Annotated in this window: 9 protein-coding genes; 1 reads left to right on the top strand and 8 read right to left on the bottom strand. The window is 38.2% G+C overall.

Features of this window, described 5'->3' with window-relative positions; all coding sequences use genetic code 11:
* Window positions 1-23 precede the first annotated feature (23 nt).
* The 3 genes from AB5M32_RS03670 to nifJ all read right to left on the bottom strand — a co-directional run bounded on the left by AB5M32_RS03670 (window position 24) and on the right by nifJ (window position 5921).
* Window positions 24-1181: a YbbR-like domain-containing protein gene (locus AB5M32_RS03670; RefSeq protein WP_010718959.1), complete on the bottom strand. Its 1158-nt coding sequence runs from the start codon at window positions 1179-1181 to the stop codon at window positions 24-26.
* Complete coding sequence (cdaA, locus tag AB5M32_RS03675) at window positions 1178-2065, bottom strand: diadenylate cyclase CdaA (RefSeq protein WP_368024320.1); 888 nt, start codon at window positions 2063-2065, stop codon at window positions 1178-1180. The genes AB5M32_RS03670 and cdaA overlap by 4 nt, the downstream gene beginning before the upstream one ends.
* A 187-nt stretch (window positions 2066-2252) precedes the next feature.
* Complete coding sequence (gene nifJ / locus AB5M32_RS03680) at window positions 2253-5921, bottom strand: pyruvate:ferredoxin (flavodoxin) oxidoreductase (RefSeq protein ID WP_368024321.1); 3669 nt, start codon at window positions 5919-5921, stop codon at window positions 2253-2255.
* Between the two features lie 175 nt (window positions 5922-6096).
* Here nifJ and AB5M32_RS03685 point away from each other — a divergent pair, with 175 nt between their 5' ends.
* Window positions 6097-6615, top strand: coding sequence for a thioredoxin domain-containing protein (locus AB5M32_RS03685; RefSeq protein WP_034698266.1), 519 nt, complete (start codon window positions 6097-6099; stop codon window positions 6613-6615).
* A 196-nt stretch (window positions 6616-6811) separates the two neighbouring features.
* Here the strand turns inward: AB5M32_RS03685 and AB5M32_RS03690 are convergent, their stop codons facing one another.
* From AB5M32_RS03690 to AB5M32_RS03710, 5 genes are all read right to left on the bottom strand, one after another.
* Entirely contained in the window at window positions 6812-8731 is a 1920-nt protein-coding gene (locus AB5M32_RS03690; RefSeq protein WP_368024322.1) for a hypothetical protein, read from the bottom strand.
* A 180-nt stretch (window positions 8732-8911) separates the two neighbouring features.
* A complete protein-coding gene (gene whiA / locus AB5M32_RS03695) occupies window positions 8912-9847 on the bottom strand; it encodes a DNA-binding protein WhiA (protein WP_368024323.1) in 936 nt (311 codons plus the stop codon).
* 34 nt (window positions 9848-9881) lie between these two features.
* Window positions 9882-10880: a YvcK family protein gene (gene yvcK, locus AB5M32_RS03700; protein WP_010718950.1), complete on the bottom strand. Its 999-nt coding sequence runs from the start codon at window positions 10878-10880 to the stop codon at window positions 9882-9884.
* The gene (gene rapZ / locus AB5M32_RS03705) at window positions 10877-11761 is read right to left on the bottom strand and encodes an RNase adapter RapZ (RefSeq protein WP_010718949.1); all 885 of its coding nucleotides are present in this window, start codon (window positions 11759-11761) and stop codon (window positions 10877-10879) included. Before rapZ ends, yvcK begins: the two co-directional genes overlap by 4 nt.
* Before the next feature lie 153 nt (window positions 11762-11914).
* Complete coding sequence (locus AB5M32_RS03710; protein WP_010718948.1) at window positions 11915-12634, bottom strand: amino acid racemase; 720 nt, start codon at window positions 12632-12634, stop codon at window positions 11915-11917.
* Between the last annotated feature and the right edge of the window lie 2 nt (window positions 12635-12636).

Genomic DNA, 12636 nt, shown 5'->3' on the forward strand with positions numbered 1-12636 from the left:
AATTGTAAATTTGCTCCTTTAACTTAATTTTCCGAAGAATACGTTTGACTCTCTTGTGTACTTTGCATAGTGGATTCACTCGAATCTGTACTTTCAGAAGTTTGCTTGCTTTCTGTCTGGACACTAGAAAGTGACGTGCTCGATGTAGTCGACTTTGTCGTTGACGTTGTTGAGTCATTCCTTTTAGTCGAACTTTGATTTTTATCGACTGAAGAATCACTAGTTGTCGATTCCAGCACTGGTGTTATCTCAACTTTAACCGATTTAGGCGAGACGCTCATTCCTTGTTCAACAGGAATCTGAATCGTCCTAGTCGTTCGATGAGTAATTCCTGATATGTCGATAGGCACAGCGATACTATCCCCTATTTGAGCAAGTTGTTCCGTCGTCCCTGTGACTTCAGCCTCTAATTCGGAAAACTTGAAATTATAGTTCTTAATTCCTTCGCCTTTTGTCCCTTGTTGAATACCATATAGGCTAACCGTTTTTTTCGGTTTGATTGCATCTGACGTGACGTTGACTTGCACTGGATCAGAAACAATACTCAACGGCTCACCAGCTGAATTTAACGCTTGTACAGATACATTGCTATTCACACCATCGTCCGTTATCATTGACGGGTTGACTTTTGCAACCACTTGATGAATTTCCGCTAAAGTCTTATCTCCAGTGGTGATCGTGACCTTCGTTGGATCGACAGTTGTTTCAGTTAAATTATAACCAGAAGGCGTCGTCTCTGTTGGCAGAATAGCTTTAACTTCAAAGTCTTTGGTCACTTTCTTTTCAATTGTAACCGTGATCGTTTCCGGTTGCAACTTAGCGGTGACAGCGCTGCTTAGATTTTTGATTTTCAATGGCACTTCGTGGGTTCCTTCACCTAGATGTGCTAAGTCTGCGGTGACCCTAAAGGTACGGGTGTCTTCATTTGCCTCAGCCATCAACTGGATACGATTCGCACTAGCCAATTTGACAGTAGTAGTGTTTTCGTAACCATGGATATAATACTTATCGGTATCATATAAAAGTTGGATCGAAACATCAGAAGCTGTCTGCGAATAGGACTCGTTTCCAGATAATGTGTTTTGCATCGTTTGACCATTCGCATTGAAATAAAGAATGATACTAAACAATAACGCAACAAACCCATACAGAATACTCGTACGCTTTTCTTTTGAGATCATTTCCGATCCCCTCCCTTAGTCATTGCGTCCAAGAAAGATTGAAGCCCATTCTTTTTGTTTTTATTTTTTTCTTCTACAATTAGTTGTTCTCGTAAGATCGATAAATACTCTTCTTGCGATAACCCTGGTATCAATTGATTGTCTAAAGTGATACTTACATCTCCTGTTTCTTCCGAGACCACGATAGTTATTGCATCGCTGACCTCACTAATACCGACAGCAGCTCGGTGACGTGTTCCAAATTCTTTTGGAATCAACATACTTTCTGATAAAGGTAAATAGGCACTGGCAACTGCAATTTTTCCATTTTTGACAATAACTGCCCCGTCATGCAGCGGCGTATTGGGGATAAAGATATTAATAAGTAACTCACCAGTAATATCTGCATCCAATGCAATGCCTGTCTCAATATACTCATCCAAACCAGTATGACGCTCGATCGTAATCAGAGCACCAATCTTACGTTTCGACATATATTGAATAGCTTTATCAAAGGATAGGATCATCTTCTCGTCTTCTTGCTGTTCGCTTTTCGTTTGTTTGAATAACGAACTTCTTCCCAGATGTTCTAACCCACGACGAATCTCTGGTTGGAAGATAACGATTGCTGCAATCACACCATAAGTTATGACTTGATTCATCAGCCATGACAGCGTGTGTAGCCCAATCAACTCAGCCGCAATTCGAATCACGATAAAGATGGCAACGCCTTTGAGCAATTGGATCGCTTTCGTCCCTCTTAGTAGCTGGATCAGTTTGTAAACCAAATACCATACGACTAAAATATCCAGTATGTTTACCAAAAAATTCAGAGAAAATAAGTCACCGGAAAACATTTGTTGCCAATACTCTAAATTAAAAAGTTCCCCGATTTGAAATGACATAAAAAGCCTCTCTTCTCTTTTGAGATTTCCCTTTAAGTATATCATATGTTTGGAAATATGAGACGATTCCGGCTACTTTTTTCAAGAAAATTACATAAATTATTCGATCGATTTTTCCACCCTTTAAATTGTTTGCTTATCATTTACCGAATGAGATAGTTGGATCAATGAACAAAACATCAAAACATCATTTTCGACGTGCTGCACGTTCTGCTCTTTTAGCAGCTCTTCTGGCTGCTGCTTCATCATCGATCTTACGTTCTTTTTTTCTCTTTTTCGTTTCGACTTCCTCTTCTTTTACAATCGGATCAGACGGTTCTAGTTTTTCTTTAATTTTATCAAGCTGTCCAGTGAGTGAAGCATAATTGTAAAAACGAGTTTTTGCATCTAGAACCGTTTTTTCAAACAATTTTTCAGCTAATTGAGGGTTGGCACTTTCTAGTGAAGAAAACCGGACTTGCTTACGCATAAAATCGCCCATTGTTGAAAAGTCTGGTTTTTTGTAATCCAAAATCATCGGAACCTTCCCTTTTTCAATTAAACTTGGATTATAACGATAGAGGGACCAATAGCCTGATGAAACAGCTTCTTTGGCTTCTTTAATCGATTCTTTCATGCCCCCCAACAGACCATGGGTGATACAAGGCGTATACGCAATGATTAGTGATGGCCCTGGGTATTTCTCTGCTTCTTCAAACGCCTTGATTGTTTGCATTTGATTGGCACCAGAAGCAATTTGAGCGACATAGACGTTCCCATAAGTCATTGCCATCATTCCTAAATCTTTCTTCGACGCATATTTCCCACTTGCGGAGAATTTTGCAATAGCTGACGTTGGCGTTGCTTTAGAGGTTTGCCCCCCAGTATTAGAATAAACTTCATTATCCAATACTAGGATATTCACATCTGCCCCACTAGCCAATACATGATCGATACCACCAAAGCCAATATCATAAGCCCAACCATCTCCGCCAATAATCCATTGACTGTTTTTGACAAAAATATCTTTGTGCTCAAGAATGGATTCCAATTCTGGGACTTGCTGTACTTCCGCTACCATCGCAGCCTGAAGTTTAGCTGCTCGTTGTTGTGTTCCTTCGCTATCGAATAAATGGTTGAGCCAATCCTCCATCAACAGTCGAAGCGCACTCGATACTTTTGGCATGATTTCACGAACAGATTGCGCTAAAGCTTCACGACGGGTTTGAGCAGCTAGTAACATACCATAGCCAAATTCAGCATTATCTTCTAATAAGGAATTAGACCAAGCTGGACCTTGCCCACAAGCATTCGTTGTGAACGGTGATGCTGGCGAAGCTCCTCCCCATATTGAAGAACAGCCGGTTGCATTAGCGATCATCATTCGGTCTCCGAACATTTGGGTCAAAAGTTTCACATATGGCGTTTCACCGCAACCAGAGCAAGCACCTGAAAATTCAAGCAACGGTTGGTTAAATTGGGTAGCCATTACCGTATTTTTTCCTTTCATAGGGTTTTCTTTCTGTCTCAATGTCATTGCAAACGCCCAATTGACCGCTTGTTCTTTTTGTTCCTCGTAAGGTTTCATCACTAACGCTTTTCCTTTGGCTGGACAAGCCTCCACACATAATCCACATCCTGTACAGTCCTCCACGGAAACTTGGATACGATATTTTAACCCGTCAGGTCCTCTCATATCACGAACGATAAATCCTTCAGGCGCTTCAGTCAGCTCTTCTTCATCAGCTAAGAATGGGCGGATGGCTGCGTGCGGACATACAAATGCGCACTCATTGCACATCGTACAACGGTCACTGATCCATTCAGGGACTTCTAGGGCTACACCTCGTTTTTCCAGCGCTGCTGTTCCTAATGGCATCTCGCCAGTTGTCATCTGGTTGGCTACTAAAGTACCTACTGACAGTTGATTTCCTTCTTGAGCATTGATCGGCGTAAAAATCTCTTTTACGTAACGTGATGTTGTCTCTTCTTTTTTGCTAGGTAGTTCTAATGATCGCCAATGTTTGGGGATTTCAACTCTATGGAGAAGTTCAAGGGTATGATCAATCGCTTGGTTATTTTTTTCTACGATTTTCATTGATTTATGACCATAGCTTTTAAGCACTTCTTCTTTCAAGAGCGGAATCACTTCTTCAATAGGAATAATGTTTGCTAATTTGAAAAAAGCCGTTTGCATGGCAGTGTTAATACGACGACCTAATCCAACTTCTTGAGCAATTTTCATCGCATTGATCGTATAAAATTGAATCTCATTTTCTGCCAAATATTTTTTTAGACGAAGAGGCAGATGCGTTTCTAACTGCTCATCTGTCCATAAAGTATTCAATAAAAATGTGCCACCTTTTTTCAACCCTTTAACTAAATCATAGCTGTGCAAGTAAGCAGGCGTATGACAAGCGACAAAATCAGCATGTTCAACTAAATAAGTAGAACGAATTGGCGTGTTTCCAAAACGGAGATGGGAAATCGTCAATCCACCTGATTTTTTTGAATCATAGTAAAAATAGCCTTGGGCGTATTTGTCTGTATGATCACCAATGATTTTAATAGCAGATTTATTTGCACCGACTGTCCCGTCAGAACCAAAACCCCAAAACTTAGCTTGGTAAGTTTCAGCATCCGTTAAATCCAATGTTGGTCTTGGTGCCAAAGAATGATAGGTAACATCATCCACTATCCCGATTGTAAATCGTTTTTTCATTTGTTCATCTTTTTGCAACTCGTCAAAAACGCTGATGATTTGATCTGGTGTCACATCTTTTGATCCTAATCCATACCGCCCACCAATTATTTTAGGACAGATTGTTGCATCATAAAGTGCACTTTGAACATCTAGCAGTAATGGTTCCCCACCAGCTCCTGGTTCTTTGCTTCGATCTAATACGGCAATTGACTGTGTAGTTTTAGGAAGTTTTTGCAACAATGTTTCAATTGGGAATGGGCGATAAAGATGGATATTTAAGAAACCGACTTTCCGGCCATTTCTATTCAAATAATCGACTGTCTGCTCAATCGTTTGCGCTACCGACCCCATCGAAATGATGACTTCTGTCGCGTCGGCAGCACCATGATAAGTGACTAAATCATAGGAAGTTCCACGTAATTCATTGATTGCTTGCATGTATTTTTGTACGATGCGAGGTAATTGTTCGTAATACGAATTGATCGTTTCTCTTTGCTGAAAATGAATATCTGGATTTTGATTCGTTCCACTAACAGTTGGGTGGTTAGGGTTCATCGCTCTGTTTCTAAACGCAGCAAGTTTCTCTTGATTGATTAACGATGCTAACTCGTCATATTCTAGTACTTCAATTTTTTGGATTTCATGGCTCGTACGAAAACCATCAAAAAAATTCAAGAATGGCAGCTCTGCTTCAATCGAAGCCAAATGTGCTACGGGTGCTAAGTCCATAACTTCTTGCACACTACTTTCTGCAAGCATCGCAAATCCAGTCGATCGAGCAGCCATGACATCCCCATGATCCCCAAAGATATTTAACGCATTCGTCGTGACTGCACGACTTGCGACATGAAATACGCTTGGTAGTAATTCACCAGCGATTTTATACATATTGGGTATCATCAACAACAATCCTTGAGAAGCTGTATAAGTCGTTGTCAGCGCTCCTGTTTTGAGCGAACCATGCACAACACCAGCCGCTCCTGCTTCAGATTGCATTTCAACCACTTTAACTGGTTGTCCAAAAAGATTTTTCTTCCCACTAGCAGACCATTGATCCACTAATTCTGCCATCGTTGAGCTGGGCGTAATGGGATAGATTGCAGCTAATTCTGTAAAAGCATAAGAAATATAAGCGGCAGCTGTATTTCCGTCCATTGTTTTCATTTTTCGCATTTGTCATCATCCTTGTTCAAATTCTCTCAAATATCCCACCTATTATAACGCAAAAGCTCCTGAAAACCTACCTATTCTGTAAAAGTACTCACATGAGAAGATACATGCTTTATTAAACAAAAAACTAGTCTTTTTCCTGAAAAATGCTTAAAATGAATCTAAGAGGTGATTATACATGGATATATCTATCATTAAAGCAGATAAAACAAATACCGAAACTGGCATTCATTATGGAAACTTAGATGCTCCTAAGAAAATGGCAGAGTTTATCAATCTGGCTTGCCCTTATTGCCGTCAATGGTTCAACGAATCTTATGAATTACTCGAAGAAGCTGTAAGTAAAGGTCGTTTGCAACGGGTGATCAAACTTTTTGATAAAGAAAAAGAAAGTTTGCAACGTGGGAATGTGATGCATCATCATATTGATACGTCAGACGGTCAAGTAGCTTTACGAGAAATCAAAAAAGTATTTGATTCGCAGGATGATTGGAAAAATCTTAGTCTAGCAGAAGTAGCAGATTATGCTCAAAATAAGTTAGGTCTAACTTACCAAGAAGAATCTCCTGCCTCTCAAGCAATTATAGCTGAGGCGAATGCTGCCAATATCCGTTTTGTTCCAACTGTTATTTTGGAAGAGCATATTTTTGATGAATCGATCAAAAAAGAAGAGCTAATTGATTACATTAACGAGTAATAATCCTGACTATCACATGTACTTGTAATCATTATTGATCAGGATTGACACTATCGTTCCGATCCTAACAAGACCCAAAGAACCTCAAAATAGCCTAGCCTATTTTTAAGGTCCTTGGGTCATTTTTGATTGAGCGACTATCCAGATCTTAATTTAGAAAAATATAAAAAACGAATTGATACACCATCTATCTATCCTAAGACCTTTCGTTGACAAAGCTTCGTAAACTAGCTTGGACACGTGGGTTATTTAGATGCTGTTGCCATTTCTGTTCGATGACATTTTGTACTTTTTCAACGGCACGAGTTGTAGTCGATGAAAAACTTTTTGGCTGTGACAATATGGGTGAGTCTACCCGTGCTTTTTTCAGACTTAGGTCCAGGGCGCCTGGATCCGATTCTGAATTTCTTCTCTTCCTCTCTCCTTCTGATTTCATTTCTTGACTCTTTTCATATTTTCCTTTCACTTGGTCTGAGCTATTTGATCTAAGCTCGATTTGATCAAAACGGCTGGTTAATTCATCCATAGATATTGGTTGTAGTGGTTGGTGACTCGTGCTTTGGTACAACGAATTGTTTTTAACTAGAGATAACACTTCATCTTTATGGATAAACCGCAGTTTTCCATCGGAATTAGGAACGGAATAATAAGAAAATTCTGTCGCAATCTCGTTAACTGTCCTCCCTTTCTTTTCTTCATTTCGGATGTAATCACATATTATTTCTTGGACCTCTTCTGGTGATAAATTATATTGATATGAAATTACTCCTATATTTTGATTCTCCTTATACTCACTAACAATGATTTCACGCAATGGATCTAATCTATTCGTTTTAGTGTAGATTTGATGAAACTGGTTTGTTGATTCAGCCATAGATATTGGTTTTGGTGGTTGGATCGTGCCTTCTTGTATCAGATTTTTCTTAACTTCAGAGATTGCTTTCTCAATGATAGGTGGTTCTGGGGTGTTTAATTCTGGTTGAGATTCGTTCTGAATTTTATTCACTATCTCTTGAACGGCTTCTTCGTTTATCTTTAGCGTACATGCAATTTCATTAATGGATACATTTTTTTCAATTGCTCCCTCTACATATATCTTATAAATTTGAGCCAACGTGCAGCCATTTCTTTCCGCAATTCCTTGAATTTTTTGGTTCTTTAATATATTGTTTTTAATATACTGATATGGAAATGTTTTTATTTCAGTTTGAGTTAAACAAAGCTGGTTACTTATTTCTTGTCTAGATATTCCCCTAATTGAATGATCTATAATAAATTTAGCCATTCGATGTTTCACCATTGATAGATCCGTTTCCTGTTCAGTTGCAATCTTCCCAATTTTCATACCTATTTTTCTTTTCTTGACAAGATCATCGAAACTTAATCTTTCCCTCTTTTTTGTTTTTTTTCTTAACAACACGGTATTTGTTTTTTTAATGCTTTTTTTTGCATCTTCCACTAATTTGTTATTTTTTTCAACTTTTTGGAAAACCTCAAGTATCCTTGGATATCCATCTAAACTCACAGGTAATATTCTATTTAATTCTTCCCTTGTATACCCTTGATCATGAATTTTTCTTATTGCATAATCCTCTATTATCGTTTTAGTTTTTTCTACAGAAATATCCAAGCTTTCAGAGATCTTCATTATATTTTCCTTTTTTTTAAGCTTGTGAACGACTAATTTTTCTATCACGTAATCTTCTGAACAACCAATCATCTCAGGAATGAGTCGGATATTACCATTCCTTCGAAAATTATTTATGATGAATGCATGTTTTTTTCCCATTATACTATTTGAACTTTTATGTAGTCTTTCAGCTATCTGAGGTACCGAAAAACCTTGGTATATGCTACGTGCGATTTCTAAATTAAGTATCCTATAAGCAGTTGGTCTACTAATCTTTAATCGCTTAGTAAGTTCTTTTACACTTACTTTATTTTCAAGTCCATGAATGAACTCTCTATGGATTTTATTCATTTGCTCCTTATTGCGGCGTTTCCGAAACGTTAGTTTTTTCGGGCTAACCTTAGGAAGGCGTTTCATATGAATCTCTTGTTTCTCTGTATCTTTTTTTTGTTTTTTCTTTCTTTTATTATTAACCTTATTTTCCATAGTAATTATTCTCCTTTGTTTTTAGTAGCAATAACCGTTATCAATGGGACTTGCTACTTACTTTTTAACATATTAAAGGACACTGATTAGAACTTTTTTTGGAAATATAATAAAAAAAGATTCTGAGACAAATACTTGTCCCAAAATCTTCATTAATTAAAAAATTAAAAATTTTTTCACTTAACTTGCTTCTTCGCGCAACTTTTCTGCAAATTCATTAATCTTTCTGATTCGATGATTGATTCCGGATTTAGAGATCGCTCCTGATGGAATCATTTCTCCTAGCTCTTTTAAACTGACTTCTGGGTGCTTTAATCTCAATTCTGCAATTTCTTGCAATTTTTCTGGTAGTGCAGTTAATCCAACTCTACTTTCAATCAATTCAATATTTTCGATTTGTTTTGCTGCAGCATCAATCGTTTTATTCAGATTGGCTGTCTCACAATTGACAAGTCGGTTGACTGAGTTTCGCATATCACGTACGATACGGACATCTTCAAAGCGCAACATCGAATTCGTCGCACCAATTAAGGTTAAAAAGTCAGCAATTTTCTCTGCGCCTTTTAAATATGAAATATAGCCGTTTCGACGTTCCAATGTTCGAGCATGAAGACCATAATAATTTAACATATCACAAATGTCTTGATTATGTTGTTCATAAATGGAGAAAATTTCTAAATGGTAACGACTAGTTTCAGGATTATTGACTGAACCAGACGCCATGAATGCTCCTCTTAGATAGGATCGCATTTTTTGTGCATTTCCTAAAATTTCATCAGATACATGCCCATTGAACATCATTCCGTCCATGATATCTAGATCCATCAGTACATTTTTCGTTCCTTGTTTCAAACGAACGATATAGACATTATTCTTTTTCAATTTCATTTTTTTTCGAACGAGTAACTCGCTTCGGACATTATAATGATCTTTTAAAAGAGAATAGATCCGTCTAGCGATAGCTGCATTTTCTGTTTGAAAGTTTAGGATAAATTGTTGATTCACAATCCCTAAAGATCCATTCATTCGCAAAAGTGCAGCTAATTCCGCCTTTGCATGTTCGCGGTGAACTTCAAGTCCAGTAAGTTCTTTTTTGACATCTGCCGCAAATGACACCCTATTCTCCTCCTTTCTCTTAGTAACCTACCGTTTAATATTTGGAACCAAAAACCAAACGAAATAGCTCTTCCACAACTTTTTCACCATCATGGAAGACACCACCATTTTTTAATTCTAAAAAGTCAGTCGAAATCACTCGACATCCTTCATTCCGTAATCCATGAAAATCATGGGTTACTTGTACGAGGTATTCATCGTATATTTCAGGATCCATATAACCTGCTGGTACTTTTTCTGTGTTAACTAAAACAGTATCAATAAATGGTCGTTTCAAATGTTCATGCAACACCCGAATATGATCAGCATCTGTAAAATGTTCTGTTTCACCTTTTTGTGTCATGATATTACAAATATACACCACTTCGGCTTCTGTTTTAGCTACTGCTTCTCCAATTTCTTGGATGACCAAATTAGGTAAAATGCTAGTAAACAAACTACCCGGTCCTAAAACGACCATATCTGCCTCCATAATGGCAGAAACAACTTTTCGTGCTGGTTTGGCTTCGCTATCATCCGTGGTATTTCGCACATAGACATGATCAATCGTTTTTCGATCGACCGCAATTTTTGATTCCCCCACCGCAGTAGTACCATCTTTAAAAACTGCATGGAGTGTTAATGGTGTTTCAGAAGAAGGATAGATATGACCGTCCACATGCATCATCTTAGATAGGAGTTGTACTGCTTCGTATGTACTTCCTCTCATTTCTGCGACAGCGGCAATGATCAAATTACCAATCGTATGATTGGCTAAAAATTGATCTTCTTTTTTAAAACGATACTGAAAGATATCTTCATAAAATTGTGGCATATCCGACAATGAAACCAACACATTCCTCAAATCGCCAGGGGGCGCCATCGCAATTGATTCTCTGATTGCACCGCTACTGCCTCCGTCATCTGCGACAGTTACGATCGCTGTAATATCAGCCCCTTGGTTACGCAAGCTTTTTAAAATAACCGGTAAGCCTGTGCCACCCCCAACGACAACGATTTTGGGCTTTCTTATACGGTAAGTTTTCATCTTCACGAGCGATTCACCGTCTCTTTCCGTTTATCTTTGTCACGGTGAGTCACATTGACTTTATAATTTTCTTTCAAAGCACCTGATAAACGTTCTGTTAACGCAACTGAACGGTGTTGCCCTCCGGTACAGCCAATAGCAATCGTCAAGCTGCTTTTACCTTCTTTGATATATCCTGGTAAAACCGTCTGTAATAAATCTAAAAACTTATTATAAAACAGCTCAGTTTCATCAAATGACATCACATAGTCATAAACTGGTTGATCTTTTCCTGTCAAAGGTCTTAATTCAGGGATATAGTGGGGATTTGGTAAAAAGCGTACATCCATCACGATATCTGAATCAATCGGCAAGCCATATTTGAATCCAAAGGAAACAAATTCGATTCGAAAGCCTTGATCGCCTTTGGTCTTAAACGTTTGATTGATTTTTTCCCTTAACTGACGTGGCGTTAAAGTCGTCGTGTCTATAATGACCGAGGCCTGCATCTTTAGATCATTCAATATCGCACGTTCTTTACGAATTCCTTCCGTGACTAAACCGTTCATTGCCATTGGATGGGTACGTCTTGTTTCCTTGTATCGTGCGACTAATTCTTCATCGGATGCATCTAAAAATAAAATCGACGTATCGATAAAATCCGTATTCTCAATTTCGACTAACATATTTTGGATTTCTTCAAAAAACGAGCGTGAACGCAAGTCTACCACTAATGCCATTTTCGTCACTTTACCCGATTCTTTGATCAATTCCCAAAACTTTGGAATTAGATTTGGTGGCATATTATCAATACAGAAATACCCCATATCTTCAAAACTTTGAATAGCGACCGTCTTCCCAGCGCCACTCATCCCTGTGATGATTACTAGTTGTAAATTATCAGCCATATCAAACGGCCCCCTCTCATATCTCTTCCTAAAATTATATCACTTCCGGGCGTATCATTACCAGTTAAACATTCTTAAAAATGAAGTTGTCGATAAAAATAGGGACAAATACCACTGTAGGTATCCGCCCCTAATCTCTGCTCATAAAAGTTTTCAACTTGATATGGTAGCTTGTCGGTGTTGTAAGGCACGGGCGATCGTTTGATCAGCTAAGATTGACTGTGCGTCAATGACGGGATATTCATTTTCCCCTACATACTCTTGCATCAACGATAATTCTGTACAGCCTAAAATAATTTTTTCGCAATCAAATCGCGCCACCGCTTCTGCCAAAATTTCGTAGTATAGTTCTTTGTTTAAATAATCTGATTCTTTGATATCATGATAAATCAAATGGTTGATTTTCGCCTGAAGTTGAGCATCAGGAATGACAGCCTCAAAGCCTAGCTGTCTCACTTCCTTTTCATAAATTCCAGCTTTCATGCTACCTTCCGTACCTAGGATGGCTACTTTACCAGTTGTATTTTGTCTGACAAGCTCATTTGCCGCTTCTCGTGGCATATGAAGAATCGGAATCTCAGTGGCTGCTTGAAGTTCATCAAAGAAATAATGAGCTGTATTACACGTTAAAACGATAAAATTTGGTTTGAGTAAATTTTGTTTTTCAACATCATCTAGTAGGTAAGGCATTGGACTTTCTTGTTCCCTATCTAAAATATAAGCCGTTCGATCAGGAACTGTCGCATGATTAAATAATACATAATTTAAATATTCCTGATCTTTTGAGGCTTTGGTTCGATGATTGATTAGACGGACAAAACTCTCTGTGGCCATCGTTCCCATTCCGCCCAAAATACTAAAAAAGTTTTCCATGA

The sequence above is a fragment of the Enterococcus sp. C57 genome (assembly GCF_040887305.1).
GTDB classification, from domain to species: domain Bacteria; phylum Bacillota; class Bacilli; order Lactobacillales; family Enterococcaceae; genus Enterococcus_B; species Enterococcus_B hirae.

Excerpts from the sequence above, each read along its gene's own strand:
- AB5M32_RS03710 (WP_010718948.1), bottom strand. The coding sequence starts at position 12,634 with ATGGAAAACTTTTTTAGTATTTTGGGCGGAATGGGAACGATGGCCACA.
- nifJ (WP_368024321.1), bottom strand. The coding sequence starts at position 5,921 with ATGCGAAAAATGAAAACAATGGACGGAAATACAGCTGCCGCTTATATT.
- AB5M32_RS03670 (WP_010718959.1), bottom strand. The coding sequence starts at position 1,181 with ATGATCTCAAAAGAAAAGCGTACGAGTATTCTGTATGGGTTTGTTGCG.
- cdaA (WP_368024320.1), bottom strand. The coding sequence starts at position 2,065 with ATGTCATTTCAAATCGGGGAACTTTTTAATTTAGAGTATTGGCAACAA.
- AB5M32_RS03690 (WP_368024322.1), bottom strand. The coding sequence starts at position 8,731 with ATGGAAAATAAGGTTAATAATAAAAGAAAGAAAAAACAAAAAAAAGAT.
- AB5M32_RS03685 (WP_034698266.1), top strand. The coding sequence starts at position 6,097 with ATGGATATATCTATCATTAAAGCAGATAAAACAAATACCGAAACTGGC.
- rapZ (WP_010718949.1), bottom strand. The coding sequence starts at position 11,761 with ATGGCTGATAATTTACAACTAGTAATCATCACAGGGATGAGTGGCGCT.